General features: G+C 69.3%; 8 protein-coding genes. 3 read left to right on the forward strand and 5 right to left on the reverse strand.

Annotated elements, in window-relative coordinates:
• Positions 1 to 105 precede the first annotated feature (105 nt).
• From HEQ16_06800 to HEQ16_06810, 3 genes are all read right to left on the reverse strand, one after another.
• A complete protein-coding gene (locus HEQ16_06800) occupies positions 106 to 1,233 on the reverse strand; it encodes a polyamine ABC transporter substrate-binding protein (protein ID MCO4053750.1) in 1,128 nt (375 codons plus the stop codon).
• Positions 1,234 to 1,318: 85 nt separating this feature from the next.
• A complete protein-coding gene (locus tag HEQ16_06805; protein MCO4053751.1) occupies positions 1,319 to 1,978 on the reverse strand; it encodes a DsbA family oxidoreductase in 660 nt (219 codons plus the stop codon).
• Between the two features lie 117 nt (positions 1,979 to 2,095).
• On the reverse strand, positions 2,096 to 3,769 hold the full coding sequence (locus HEQ16_06810; protein MCO4053752.1) for a formate--tetrahydrofolate ligase: 1,674 nt from the start codon (positions 3,767 to 3,769) through the stop codon (positions 2,096 to 2,098).
• Between the two features lie 240 nt (positions 3,770 to 4,009).
• On the opposite strand from HEQ16_06810, the gene HEQ16_06815 reads away from it, so the two are divergent.
• From HEQ16_06815 to HEQ16_06825, 3 genes are all read left to right on the forward strand, one after another.
• Complete coding sequence (locus HEQ16_06815) at positions 4,010 to 4,969, forward strand: ABC transporter substrate-binding protein (GenBank protein MCO4053753.1); 960 nt, start codon at positions 4,010 to 4,012, stop codon at positions 4,967 to 4,969.
• Positions 4,970 to 5,126: 157 nt separating this feature from the next.
• Positions 5,127 to 5,900 carry an ABC transporter permease gene (locus tag HEQ16_06820; protein ID MCO4053754.1) on the forward strand — a complete coding sequence of 258 codons (774 nt, stop codon included), beginning with the start codon at positions 5,127 to 5,129 and terminating at the stop codon, positions 5,898 to 5,900.
• Positions 5,901 to 5,940: 40 nt separating this feature from the next.
• Positions 5,941 to 6,717 carry an ABC transporter ATP-binding protein gene (locus HEQ16_06825; protein ID MCO4053755.1) on the forward strand — a complete coding sequence of 259 codons (777 nt, stop codon included), beginning with the start codon at positions 5,941 to 5,943 and terminating at the stop codon, positions 6,715 to 6,717.
• 62 nt (positions 6,718 to 6,779) lie between these two features.
• Here the strand turns inward: HEQ16_06825 and pbpC are convergent, their stop codons facing one another.
• Together pbpC and HEQ16_06835 are read right to left on the reverse strand one after the other, a co-directional pair.
• On the reverse strand, positions 6,780 to 8,837 hold the full coding sequence (gene pbpC / locus HEQ16_06830) for a penicillin-binding protein 1C (GenBank protein ID MCO4053756.1): 2,058 nt from the start codon (positions 8,835 to 8,837) through the stop codon (positions 6,780 to 6,782).
• A gap of 23 nt (positions 8,838 to 8,860) precedes the next feature.
• Positions 8,861 to 14,104 carry an alpha-2-macroglobulin family protein gene (locus tag HEQ16_06835; protein MCO4053757.1) on the reverse strand — a complete coding sequence of 1,748 codons (5,244 nt, stop codon included), beginning with the start codon at positions 14,102 to 14,104 and terminating at the stop codon, positions 8,861 to 8,863.
• Between the last annotated feature and the right edge of the window lie 174 nt (positions 14,105 to 14,278).

The following is a 14,278-nucleotide window of genomic DNA, read 5'->3' on the forward strand; positions in this document are numbered from 1 at the left end:
GCGGTTCTGCTGCCGCTCATCGCGATCCCCTGGACATCCTCCGGTAACCGCCTGCGGATCATGCAGGCCCCGGCTTATATGGGCGTCCTCGCGGTGATGGCCGGATCAGCGCCCGGTCTTGACGCGCGTCCATAGCCGGGTCACCGTTCTCTGCGTGCGGTCGTCGTAGGCGGTGTTCGTGGAGAGCAGCTGGAATGTCGCCGCGTCGGGATAGACGCCCGGATTGTTGCGGATCTCCGGCTTCACCAGCTCCCGCGCCGGCAAATTGCCGCTGGCATAGGAGACCACATTGCTGTTGCGGGCGGCAATCGCAGGCCGCAGCATGAAATCGATGAAGGCGTGCGCCTCGGCCACGTTTCTGGCGTCCGCTGGAATGGCGAAACTGTCGAACCACATCAGCGCCCCTTCCTTCGGGATGATGTAGGCGATCTCGACGCCGTTCCTGGCTTCCTCGGCGCGCTTTCGCGCCTGTAGCACATCGCCCGAATAGCCTACTGCCAGGCAGATCTCGCCATTGGCCAGCGCGTTGATGTACTCCGATGAGTGGAACTTGCGGACATTGCCGCGCACCTTCACCAGCGCGTCCGCCGCCTTGCGCAGGTCGGCCTCCGCCTTGGAGTCGGGGTTGAGGCCCAGATATTTCATCACGCCCGGAAAGATGTCCTCCGGCGCGTCGAGGACGTTGATGCCGCAATCCTTGAGCTTGCTGGAGAACTCCGGCTTCATCAGCAGGTCCCAGGAATTGAGCGGGGCGTTGGGCCCCAGCCGCTCGCGGACCCTGGCGACATTGATGCCGATCCCGGTGGTGCCCCACATGTAGTTCACGGCGTGCAGGTTGCCCGGATCATGCGTCGCCAGGCGCGCCGCGATCTCCGGCCAGATGTTGCCGGCATTTGTGAGCTTGCTCTTTTCGAGCTTGAGGAACACGCCGGCCCTGATGAGCCGCGCGAGGAAGGGCCCCGATGGCGCCACCACGTCATAGCCCGAGCGGCCGGCCAGAAGCTTGGTCTCGACGATCTCGTTGTTGTCATACATGTCGTAGACAACCCGGATGCCCGTCTCCCTGGTGAAGTCATCGAGCACGGTCGGGTCGATGTAGTCCGTCCAGTTGTAGACATTGACCACGCGGTCCTGGGCCTGCGCGGTGGCGGCCGGGCCGAGCGCGATGAAGCCCACGGATGCGGCGAGCAGGGTCAGGCTGGCGAGGAAACGGGCGGCGAGGCAGGCTGGCATGCGCGGCGGCTCCTGAAGGCTCGTGGCGGGGCCTTCGTCACTTAGTGCGCCGCGCCCTGCCGTGCAACGCCGTGGCGGCAGGGCTTCACAGCGCTTCGGCCGGCTCCGGCATCATCTGCGGCAGCGACTCGGCCCACTTTGCGGCTGGCTGGGCGCCGGACACGCCATAGCGGTTGTTGACGATGAAGAACGGCACGCCCTGCACGCCGACCTCCTGCGATTGCTGCTCCAGTCGCTCGATTTCGCGATTGAGAGCCTCGTCGCGCGCCGCGGCCTGCAATTCGGCGCCTGACAGCCCAAGGCCGACGGCGATATCGGTCAGCACCTCGATTTGTCCGATGTCGCGGCCCTGCTCGAAATAGGCTTTCATCAGGGCGCCGGCCGCCATGTGGCCTTTTCCCTGCCCAGCCGCGAGCGCGATCAGGATATGGGCCTTGCGCGTGTTGGGGGTGCGCCTGACGCCGGGCCAGTTGAAGGCCAGCCCGTCCTCCCGCGCGGCGGCTGACAGGCGCCCCTCGATCTCCTGTCGCTTGCCCGGCCCGAACTTGGCGTCGAGGTAGGAATTCCGGTCCATGCCGGCCGCAGGCATGGAGGGGTTCAGCTCGAAGGGCAGCCAGGCGATCTGCGCCTCCGCGACGCCCGCCAGCCGGAGCCCTTCCTCAAGCCGTTTCTTGCCCAGATAGCACCATGGACAGATCACGTCCGAATAGATGGCGATGGTGACGCTGCGGACCGGTGGTGGCATGACGCTCCCGCTTGGCGCGGCTCCCCTGATGATGACGGCAAGACCTAAAGCGCCTTTGCGGCGAGTTCGCGATGGCCCGGCGGCAAGGTTCGCGCGGCTGCGTGCTGCCATGGCGCGTCAGAACAGGCCCTCGATCCGGCCCGCCGCATCGATGTGGATGCGCTCGGCCGCAGGACTGCGCGGCAGGCCAGGCATCCGCATGATGTCGCCGCACAGCGCAACGACGAAACCCGCCCCTGCGGACAGCGTGACATCCCTCACGGCCACCACATGCCCTGACGGCGCGCCGCGCAGGGACGGGTCGGACGAGAAGGAATACTGCGTCTTCGCCACGCAGATCGGCAGGTGGCCGTGGCCCCCGGCCTCCAGCTCCGCCAGCTTCTCCGCAGCCTTCGCCTCGAGCGCGATCCCGGCCGCGCCATAGATCCGGGTCGCGATGGTGCGGATCTTGTCGGCGAGGCCCATGGCGTCGGGATAGAGCGGAGCGAAGCGCGCCGCGCCGCCCTCGGCAAGCGCCACCACGGCATGGGCGAGTTCCTCCGTGCCGGCCGAGCCATCGGCCCAGTGCCGGCAGATCACCGCCTGAACGCCAAGCCGCTCCGCGCAGTAGGCCTTTATGGCCGCGTGCTCGGCCGCCGTGTCGGAGGTGAAGCGGTTGATCGCCACAACCACCGGAACGCCGAAGCCCTTCACGTTGCGCACATGCCGATCGAGATTGACGAGGCCGCCGTCCAGCGCCGCCAGATCCTCCCTGCTGAGCGCATCCCTGGCGGCTCCGCCATGCATCTTCAGCGCCCGCACCGTGGCGACGACCACGGCCGCTGCAGGCGCGAGGCCCGATTTGCGGCACTTGATGTTGAAGAACTTCTCCGCTCCGAGATCCGCCCCGAAGCCGGCCTCGGTCACCACATAGTCAGCGAGCTTGAGCGCCGCCTTGGTGGCGATCACCGAATTGCAGCCATGGGCGATGTTGGCGAAGGGCCCGCCATGGACGAAGGCGGGGTTGCCCTCCAGCGTCTGCACAAGGTTGGGCGCCAGCGCTTCCTTGAGCAGCACCGCCATGGCGCCGTGCGCCTTGAGTTCCGCCGCTGTCACGGCGCTGCGGTCATGGCGCTGCCCGATCACCATGCGCCCCAGCCGCTCCTCCAGGTCGGCGAGGTTCTCGGCGAGGCAGAACACCGCCATCACCTCGGAGGCCACCGTGATGTCGAAGCCGTCCTCGCGCGGAAAGCCGTTCTTGACGCCGCCGAGCGAAGAGGCAATCGCCCTCAGCGAGCGGTCGTTCATGTCGAGCGCGCGCCGCCAGGCCACACGCCGGCTGTCGAGGCCGAGCGCGTTGCCCCAGTAGATGTGGTTGTCGATCAGTGCCGAGAGCAGGTTGTGCGCCGAGGTGATGGCGTGGAAATCGCCCGTGAAGTGCAGGTTGATCTGCTCCATGGGCACGATCTGGGCATGGCCGCCTCCCGCCGCGCCGCCCTTCACGCCGAAGCAGGGGCCGAGCGATGGCTCGCGCAGGCAGATCATCGTCGATTTGCCGATGCGGTTTAGCCCGTCGCCGAGCCCTACCGTGGTGGTGGTCTTGCCTTCGCCGGCCGGGGTCGGGTTGATGGCGGTGACGAGCACGAGCCTGGAAGCGGGTCGCTCGGGCTGCGCTCCGAGCCAGTCGAGATCGATCTTGCCGATGTGCCGCCCGTGAGGGCTCAGCGCTTCGGATGGGATGGCGAGCCGGTCGGCGATGCTCTGGATGGGCCTTAGCTTGGCGGCGCGTGCGATCTCGATGTCGGTGGACATGGCCGAGCGTTTCCTGTGCTTTTCTTTCCTAGCTAGACCGGATCGCTGAATGTGCAAGCGCGCCAGTCACGTTAGCGGTGGACAGCGCCCTGCCGGCGCGGAACGGCCGGCCCGCCATCCTCAAGCATTCCTTGACCGCCCTGCCGCCACCGCTAATCTTGCTGGCCTGGAGGGTTGCATGAGCGGCTCCCGCGAAAGCCACGCCGCCGCCGGCGCCCAGCAATAGGGGAAGGGTCCACCATGAAGAAGACACTCGCCTGGGCCGCCGCGCTGGCGGTCGGATTGGGTTTGGCCTCCGCCGCCGAGGCGCAGACCAAGGTCGCCATCGGCATCTCCGGCTGGACCGGCTTCGCGCCGCTGACGCTCGCCAAGGAAGCCGGCATCTTCGCAAAGAACGGTCTGGACGTGACCATCCAGAAGATCCCGCAGGCCTCGCGCCACCTCGCCATCGCCTCGGGCGCCATCCAGTGCGCCGCCACCACGGTCGAGACCTGGATCGTCTGGAACGCGGCGGGCGTCGCCACCAAGCAGCTCTTCCAGCTCGACAAGAGCTATGGCGCCGACGGCATGGCCGTGCGCGGGAGCATCACCTCGATCAAGGACCTGAAGGGCAAGACGGTCGCCGCCTCGGCTCCCGGGACCGCGCCTTACTTCACGCTGGCCTGGTTCCTGCGCGAGAACGGCATGACCCTCAAGGACGTGAACATCGTCAACATGGAGCCTGCCGCCGCCGCGCAGGCCTTCATCGCCGGCCAGAACGACGCCGCCATGACCTATGAGCCCTTCCTCTCGGCCGTGCGCAACGCCCCCCAGAGCGGCAAGATCATCGCCACCACGCTCGATTACCCGATGGTGATGGATACCTTCGGCTGCACGCCGGCCTTCATCGCTGGCAATGAGGCGGCCGTGCGCGCGCTCACCAGGAGCTATTTCGAGGCGCTGGAGATGATCAAGGCCGACGAGGCCAAGGCTTACGGCATCATGGGCGCGGACGTGAAGCAGAGCGCCGAGCAGTTCGGCGCCTCGGCGAAGTTCCTGCGCTGGCAGGGTCCCGAGGACAACCGCAAGTTCTTCGCCGGCCCCTGGCAGGAATTTTCGGCCAAAGCTGCCGACCTGCTGATGGAAATCGGCCTTATCAAGGCCAGGCCTGACCTCGCCACGCTGGTCGACACCCGCTTCGTGATGGGGTCTGGCAGCTGATGGGCCGCGCCCGCCGTCATTCCGGGGCATCGCGAAGCGATGAGCCCGGAATCCAGCCTCGACGCTGGCGGCTTGCGCCCTTCATGTCATGGGCGGCTGTTCAGGCCGCTCCGGGCTTCGCGATCTGCTGCCCCGGAATGACGGCGCACAGGGCGACATGAAGCCGCTCCAGCCCGTCACCTCGCAAGCCCGCGTCACCTACGGCATCGGCTTCTTCGTCATGTTCGTCGCGGCCTGGGCCGTGGCGACGCTGGGCGGCTTCGTGCCCAGGCTCTTCCTCGCCTCGCCCATCGCCATGGTCGAGGAGGGCTGGTCGCTGATGACCGTCCACGGCTTCGCCTTCGACATTGCCATCACCATCTGGCGCGTTGTCGGCGGCTTCGTGCTGGCTGCGGCGCTGGCCCTGCCGCTCGGCATCATGATGGGGGCCTACAAGCCGGTCGAGGCCTTCTTCGAGCCCTTCGTGTCCTTCGCGCGCTATCTGCCGGCCTCCGCCTTCATTCCGCTGCTCATCCTCTGGGCCGGCATCGGTGAGACGCAGAAGCTGCTGGTCATCTTCATCGGCTCCTTCTTCCAGCTGGTGCTGATGATCGCGGTCGCGGTGGGCGGCGTGCGGCGCGATCTCGTCGATGCCGCCTACACGCTGGGCTCGTCGGACCGCTCGGTGGTGGCGCGCGTGCTCCTGCCGAACGCCGCGCCCGAGATCGCCGAGATCCTGCGCATGGTGCTGGGCTGGGCCTGGACCTATGTGATCGTCGCCGAGCTGATCGGCTCGTCCTCCGGCATCGGCCACATGATCACCGACAGCCAGGCGCTGCTCAACACGGGGCAGATCATCTTCGGCATCATCATCATCGGATTGATCGGGCTGATCTCGGATTTCCTGTTCAAATGGGCCAATCAGCGCCTCTTCCCATGGGCGACGACGTGAACGCATCGACGCTTCGCGCCATGATGACGGGCGCTGCCTCATGAGCAAGCTCTCCATCGAGGCCGTGGGCAAGCTGTTTCCGGCGCGGGGCGCGTCCGAGCCCACGCGCGCGCTGACGCCGACCACGCTCGCCATCGCGGACAATGACTTCATCACCATCCTCGGCCCCTCGGGCTGCGGAAAATCGACCCTGCTCAGGATCGTCGCGGGCCTTGAGACGGCGACCGAGGGCCGCGTGCTGCTCGATGGCCAGCCGGTGACCGGGCCGGGCGCCGACCGGGGCATGGTCTTCCAGAGCTACACGCTGTTCCCCTGGCTCAGCATCGTCCAGAACATCGCCTTCGGCCTGCGCGAGCGCGGGTTGCCCGAGCGCGAGCGGCTGGACATCGCCCGCAAATGGGCGGAGCGCGTCGGCCTCAGGGGCTTCGAGAACCATTATCCAAAGCAGCTCTCGGGCGGGATGCAGCAGCGCACGGCCATCGCCCGCGCCCTCGCCAACGATCCCAGGATCCTGCTGCTGGACGAGCCTTTCGGCGCTCTGGACAACCAGACCCGGTCGCTGATGCAGGAGATGCTCCTGGGGATCTGGGAGCGCGAGCGGAAGACAGTTGTCTTCGTCACCCACGATGTCGAGGAAGCCATCTTCATGGCCTCGCGCGTGGTGGTGATGAGCGCGCGGCCCGGCCGCATCAAGGCCGACATACCGGTCGATCTGCCCCATCCGCGCCCCTACACCATAAAGACCAGCGCCGCCTTCGTGGGCCTGAAGGAACGGCTCGTCGAGGAGATCCGCGTCGAGGTGATCGGCACGCACTAGCCGTCTTCGCCATTCGCACCCGGCCATGGCGTCGCATCCGATTGGACTCGCATCCGTCGGTGCTATTGCAACCTGACTGTCACGCTGTCACTGGCGCCGCTGGCGTCGATGACCGACACGCGCGCGAAGCCCGCGCCGCTTGCCGGCAAGGTGGCGTCGCGGCGCACCACGCCTTGCGCCACCGGCGCGCCGTCGATCAGCCAGGTCAGTGGCGCGGTTCCGCCCAGCGCCTTCACGCTGAGTTCGCGCCCGGCCTCGCCCGATATGAGGTCCACCACCGCGCCTTCGGGCGGGAAGGCAATGCGCAGCGCTCCGGGCGCCGAGGGGCTGGCCGTCTTGGCGATGTCGCGGCGGAGATGGCGCAGCGGAGCGGGAAGGGCGGCATTGCGGGCCGTGATGGCGTCGCGCGGGGCGGGGCGTGTGTCAGGCTCGAGGCCGATCCGGGCAAAGGCGTCGAACAGGATCGGCGCCGCAACCTGCCGCGCCACCAGCCCGGGCACGGAGGCATTGTCCGGCCGCCCGACCCAGACCGCGATGGTGTGGGTCCGGTCGAACCCGACCGCCCAGGCGTCGCGATAGCCATAGGATGTGCCGGTCTTGTAGGCGATGCGCCCGTTCAGGGCGTTGGCAGGCGCCGGCGCGCCACGCAGGATGTCGCCAACATACCAGGCCGCGAGCGGGTCGGTGAGGCGGCGCTCATCCGCTTCGGAGTTGCCTGACGGGGCTTCGTCCTCGCGCCAGCGCAGCGCGGGCGTCTCACCGCCTCGGGCGAGGCCCGCATAGAGCCTTGCGAGGTCCACGGGCCGGATGCCGACGCCGCCGAGGCCGAGCGCAAGGCCCGGTGAGCCATCCTTTGGCAGCACCAGACGTCCGCCTGCGCCGGAAAGCCGGCTGAGCAGCGCCTGCGGGCCGATCGCGGCCAGCAATTCGATGGCTGGCAGGTTGAGCGATTGCTGCAGGGCCGCCCTGGCGCTGACATTGCCCTGGAAGCCGAGGTCGAAATTCTCGGGGGCATAGGCGCCATAGCGGTTCGGTCTGTCCTCCAGCAGCGTCTCGGGGTGGGCCACCCCCTGCTCGAAGGCGAGCGCGTAGATGAAGGGCTTCAGCGCCGATCCCGGGGAGCGGACGCCCTGCGCAAGGTCGAGCGCGCCGGCCCGCTCCCGGTTGCTGAGGCCGAGCCCGCCCACATGGGCGCGCACCTTGCCGCTGGCATGTTCGACGACCAGAATCGCGCCCGACAGCCGTGCCCCCAGCGGCTCGATGCGCTCGCGGGCAAGCTGCTCCAGCGCGGCCTGCCAGGGCGCGTCGATGCTCAGCCTGTGCTGGCTGCGGCCCGGCTGATCGCCCAGCGCGCGCTCGGCGGCGTGGGCGGCCAGGGTGGGGAAGAGCTGACGCGCCCGCGGCACAGGCTCGGCCCGTGCCTGCGCCGCCTCATCGGCAGAGGCGAGGCCCGCTGCCTCCGCCCGCGCGATGATGCGGTCGCGCACGCGCCTGAGATTGTCGGCATGGCGGTCCGGCCGGCGCGTCTCCGGGCTCTGGGGCAGCGCCACCAGCAGCGCGCGCTCGGCGAGAGAAAGCCGGCGTGGCTCCTTGCCGAAATAGGACCAGGTGGCGGCGCGCAGCCCTTCAAGGTTCCCGCCATAGGGCGCCAGCGCCAGGTAGATCTCGAGGATCTCGCGCTTGCTGAAGCGCCGTTCGAGGTCGATGGCGCGCAGCGCCTGCCGCAGCTTGACCCCGGCGGACCGCTCCCCGCGGGGTTCGATCAGCCGCGCCGCCTGCATGGACAGCGTCGAGCCGCCGGAGATCACGCGGCGGCTGCGGATCATCTGCCATGCTGCCCTCAAGGCCGCGCGCAGGTCGACTCCGCCATGGCTGTCGAAGCGCCTGTCCTCATAAGTCTTGAGCAGCGCAATGAAGCGCGGGTCCACATCGGAGAGCGAAAGCGGCAGCCGCCAGCGGCCTTCCTCGGTGGTGAAGGCCCGCAGCAGCCTGCCGTTGCGGTCCGACACGGTGACGGAACGGTCGTCGAGCGCAGACAGATCAGCCGGCGGCAACGCGCGCCAGGCGCCCGCCACCCCGCCAAGGCCGACCAGGGCGGCGGCAAGCCCCGCGCCCGCCAGGGCGCGCAGCGCCCTGCGCGCGTTCACCGGCCCGTCACCTCGATCTGCCCATAGGCGGTGCGCCCATGCTTCTCCGGCCGATACATGTCCTCGATCACGGCTGGCGGATGGACATAGCGGCCTGGAGACACGGCGCGGACAAGATAGGCGACCGAATAGATCGCTTGCCGGTCGGCCTGCCGGTCGAACACGGCCACGAAGCGGTCGTCGCGATATTCGGTGGTCACGGGCTCGATCTCGCGCCGGAGCCAGCCCAGCGACTCGACCTTGCCGGAGTCCACGAGGCTCGGATTATCGATCTCGAGCCCGGCGGGAAGATGGTCCACCAGCATCAGCGAGCCGCGCCGCGCCTCGCGCTCGGTCACCGTCAGCACCACCACGAGCCGATCGTTCTGCGCCACCGATGCGCCGTCCACCTTCTGCCCGTTCATCCGGTAGAAGGTGCGCTCGATCTGGTAGCCGCGCACAGCCGCCGGCTGCGGCTCGACCGGATTGCCGCTCACGGTGATCACCACATCGACGGGACCCTGGCCGCGATTGGCGATGGTCATCGGCCGCGCCTCAAGCGCCGCCGCCCGGTCCGAGCGATGCAACGGGCCCTGATGCGCCTCGCCATTGACGCTCATGCTGATCGCGGCCGCGTCACGCAGGCTGGCCTGCGCCGCCATCACCAGCCAGGCATTTTCCTGTGTCGAGGTGTAGCGCGCCGCTCCGCGCGCCTCGTTCACGATTCCGGCCGTCTGGACCAGATCGGCCTGGCTGGCATTGGTTTCCGCCGCCAGCGTCAGGATCGCGGCGGCGTCGCGCAGGCGGGAGCCGTAGTCGGCACGCGAGTCGGTCGGCGCGTCGCGCAGCGTGGTGAGCGCCTGAATCGCGTCGCGGAATCCGCGTTCGGCGCGGGCGCGGTCGCCCAGCAGCGCCAGCGCTGCGGCGATCTGCGCGCGGGCCAGCGGCGTCGGCGCCTCGTTCAGCCGCGTGTCGAGGATGTAGCGCAGGTCGCTCATCATCGGCCGGCCGTTGCGGGCCAGCACATAGAGCGCATAGGTGATCTTCTCCCCGCCGTCGGCGGTGAACTCGGGCTGGTTGACGATCTGGTTGCGCAGCCGGTCAAGCCCGATCTCCAGCGCCCGTTGCGGCACGGGGATGCCCTTCTCCCGCGCCCGCGTCAGGAAATCGAGCGCATAGGCATCGAGCCACAGATCATCCCCGCCGACGCTCCACACGCCGAAGGAACCGGACGAATCCTGCCGGGCCAGCACGCGGTCCACCGCCTCGCGCACCCGCTCCTCGATCCCTGTGTCGAGCGCAAGACGCTCGCGACTGGCGAGCTGGTTGACGTAAAGCAGCGGCAGGGCGCGGCTGACGATCTGTTCGGTGCAGCCATAGGGATAGCGGTCGAGCGCGCCGAGCAGCGCCGGCACGTCGATGCCGCCATGCAGCGCAACCGAGGTCGAGACCGTGCCCGAGCCAGGAATCAGGTCCTGCGCCAGATCGCCCGAGATGGTCAGGCTCTCGCCGGGGGCAAGCCGCCGCACCACCCGCCGCAGCAGCGCGTCCGAGCCTGGTGCGATCGCGATGGGCAGGCTGCGCTCGACGCCGGCGCCGCCTGGCCCGCTCAGGCGCAGCATCACGCCGGCGGGTCCGACCCCGGCGGCCGTGACGGGGATGGACAGTTGCGCCGCTTGCCCGACCCGGAGCGAGAGCCGCTGGACAAGCGCATCGGCCGGCATCACGAGCCCGCCTTGGGGTTCGATCTCGACGGCATAGTCGCCGGCGGGGCCCTCGACATTGTCGATCCGCACATGGAATCGGGAGCGGTCGCCCAGGCTCAGGAAGCGCGGCAGCGTCGCCTGCGCCACCAGCGCGTCGCGGATGATGACCTCCTGCGAGGCGGCGCCGACGCGGCCCGCGCTCCAGGCCATGGCGTCAACCCGCACCGCGCCGTCAAAGGCCGGAATGTCGAAGGCGACACGCGCGCGCCCGTCCGCGCCCACCTTCACCACGCCCGAAAAGCGGGCCAGCGGCGCCTCGCGCGGCGGGGAGACGGTGGTGTCCACCCCCGCATCGCCGCCCGAGCGGATGGCCCCGCGCGTGCCCTGCATCCCGTCGATGAGATAGCCGTAGAGGTCGCGCAATTCGCCTGCGAGCTGGCGCTGGCCGAAGAAATGTTCCCCCGGCTTTGGAGGCTCGTGCCGGGTCAGGTTGAGGATGCCGGCATCCACCGCCGAGACGGTGACGAAGGCCTCTTCGCCCGGCCGGAGCCCGGCTATGGCGACAGGGATGTCGAGCGTGGCGCGCGGGCGGATGCGCGCCGGCAGGTCGAGACTTACGGGCAGGGCGCGCGCGGCCTTCTCGACGGAAAACCACGCCACGCCCAGCGCCCGCCCCGGCATGCGCCGCGCCGCCTGGTCGAGCGGCCGGTGCGCCATCACGACGGCGTAGGCGCCAGGGCCCCATTCGCCGCTGGCCTGGAGCCGGAGCTGCGTTCCGCCTGCTGGCAGGTCGATCTCGCGCCAGAGCTGCGCCTTGTCGCCGATGATCGCGACCGTGGCGCGCCCTGCGAAGCGCGGCCTGATGTTGAGCGTCATGGCCTCGCCGGCGGCATAGTCGGCCTTGTCGAGGGCGACCTCCAGCACATCCGGCGCATCGGCGGTCAACTCGCCTGCATATCCGACCGAATAGGTCAGCGAGGTCTGCGCCCCGCCCATCGCCACGTCGAGACGGTACGTGCCCCAGTCGGCCGGGATGCCGAGCCGGGCCGGCTCGGCCGCGCCGATGTTCAGCCGGCCATCCGCCACGCGCCGCGCGGTGCGGGTGGCCTCGTAGCTCCACACGCCATCGGCGCGATACCACTGCCAGGTCCGGTCGATGCGCGATACAGTCCAGGTGACGCCCTCGCGGGCCAGGCGCGTGCCGTCCGGCGCGGCCGCGATCACGGCGAAGTTCGCCATGGCCCCGGCCGAAAGCGAGGCGTCGTCGAACAGCTTCTTCACCGCGACGACCGGCGCATCGAGCGCAACCGGCAGCTTGACCACACGCTCCACGGCGCGACCGCCGGCTTCGCCGACCCTGAGCCTGATCGTCGCTTCCAGCGGACGGCTCGCCTCTGTCTCGGGCAGCGCCACGGCGACTGTGGCCTTGCCGTCAGCATCGGTGGCCGGCGCCTCCTCGATCTCGCGCGTCACGGGCTGGAACGCCTCGTCCGTGAGGCCGACGAGATAGTCCTCGAAGCCCTTGAGCGGCGTGCGCGCGGCGGGGGCGAGCGATATTTCCCCGCTGACGGGAAGCCCAGCTCCGGGTGCGCCATAGAGATAGCGAGCGGCGACATCGATCGTGGAGGCCGAACCCTTGGCGATCGCGGCCGAGCGCGCGGCCAGCGTCACGTCGAGCCGATCGGGCACGTAGTCCTCGACAAGGAATTTCAGCTCGCCGATCGGCCGGCCGCGGGCGTCGGCGTAGGCTTCGACCCGCCAGGTGCCGCGCGCCGCGCCCGAGAACAGCGCCAGCGAATGGGCGCGCCCGCCCGCACCCTGATCCTGCACCACGGCGCGCCGATGCTCCACCCCATCGGGCCGCATGTAGACCAGCGTCAGCGGCAGGTTGGGCACGCTCCGCCCGGCCGCGTCGCGCAGCAGCGTGGTGACGTTGACGGTTTCGCCCGGGCGATACACGCCGCGCTCGGTGGCGAGATAGGCATCAAGGCCCCTTGGGGCGGGGCGGCCCTTCACGCCGCGGTCAGCGAGATCGAAGGAGGAGGCCGCGATGTCGAGGAAGCCGTAATCACCCTTGCCGTCGGCGGCGGCCACCAGCGCCGGCGCCATGCCGTCCACGCCGCGCGCCAGCCCGCCATCGAAGCGGGCATAGCCGGCCGCATTGGTCCGCACGGTGGCCAGCACCTCGTTGTTGCGCGCGATCAGCCGAAGCTCGACCCCGTCCAGCGGCAGCGCCTTCGCCAGCGAGCGGGCCAGCACGTGCACCCCGTCCGCGCCCGTGAAGGCGCTGAGGCCCATATCCGAGACGACGAACCATTGCGTCACGAGGTCGTCGCCGGAAAAGCCTTCCTCGTCGCCGCGCGCGCCGGGCGTTCCGCGCCGCACGCGGGCCGTCATCACATGCACGCCGGGCTCCAGCTTCGGCACTGCCTCCGTGACGGGAAAGGCCGTGATGACATCGCGGTTGAGCTCGTTGCCTGTGGCGAGCTGGCCGCTCCAGAGCTTCACGCCCCTTTGTCGCTCGATGTCGCGCGCCGCAAATTCGCTCAGCTGCCTGAGGAACTCGTCGGACCTGACGGTCGGCGCCAGCGAACGGTCCCCGATCCGGTAGACGTCGATCTCGACCTTGTCGGTGTTGACCGTGACGACCGGGATGCCCTCCTGCCCGCTGCGGGGCAGCACATAGTTGCGCCCCGTGAAGCGCACCTGCGGGGAGCGGTCGCGCACGTAGATGTCATAGTCGGCCGTGCGCAAGAGCTGCTCCTCGACCGCGGAGGGAAGGCCCTGCCGCAGCGCGATGCGGTAGCGCTCGCCATGGCGCAGCCCTTCGACGCACAGCTGCTGGCCCTCGGCCGTGATGGCGGGCTGCTGGGCGCCCTGCACCACGACGAAGGGCGCGAAATCGACGCGGCCGCGGGCCAGCGGATCGGAGAAGTTGAAGCAAATGCGGGGCGTCACGGCGTCCGAATCCACCTTGTAGTCACGGATCTGGAAGCCACGCTTCTCGCGCAGGGCGGCATAGCTGGCGCGCAGCCGCGCATTGTCGCCGGCGGCGAGGCTCAGCCGGTAGGTATCGAGGGCGGGCCGCCACATCTCGCGTGCCTCGAAGGCGCGGCCGAGCATGGCCAGCGCCGCCGCCTCGTCGGCGCGCCCGCGCGCCCGGTCATAGGCTGCATAGGCGGCGGCCGTGGCGCGGTCGCGGTTGGTGTAGCGTTCGTTCGGGTCCTGCGTCACGTCGGCGATGTCGAGCGAGGTGGCTGCGAAGGCCAGCCAGTTCGTGCCGTCGGCGGGCTCGACAAGGATCGCGGCGGAGGCAGCGGCGATCGCGCCCTGGTTGTTGCCTGAGCGCAGCGCCGCTTGCGCCTCCTGCCGCCAGGCCTGTGCGGTGCGGTTGCCGGCGGGAGCCGCGCGCCTCAGATCGGCCTCGAGCCGCACGGCCTCGTTGCGCAGGTCCTCCCGCACCAGCGCCCTCTGCGCCTGCGCGGGCGTCGCCGGCGCGGCGATGACGAGAAGACTGAAGCCGCAGATCAGCACGGCGCAAAGGCGGACAAACATGACGCTCACTCTCCCGGGAGGCCCCGCAACCCAGATGCAGAGAGTATCAGGGCATGGGGTGGCTGCAAGGCATGTCTGGGATCGCAGCAGAGTTTGCAAGGCTCGACAGCGACCCTCGACCCTGCAACATTGCGGGCCGTGATCCACAGCGTCGCGTCGGGGAATGCATGAAGT

This window comes from Bosea sp. (in: a-proteobacteria) (assembly GCA_023910605.1).
In the GTDB taxonomy this organism is placed as follows: Bacteria; Pseudomonadota; Alphaproteobacteria; order Rhizobiales; family Beijerinckiaceae; genus Allobosea.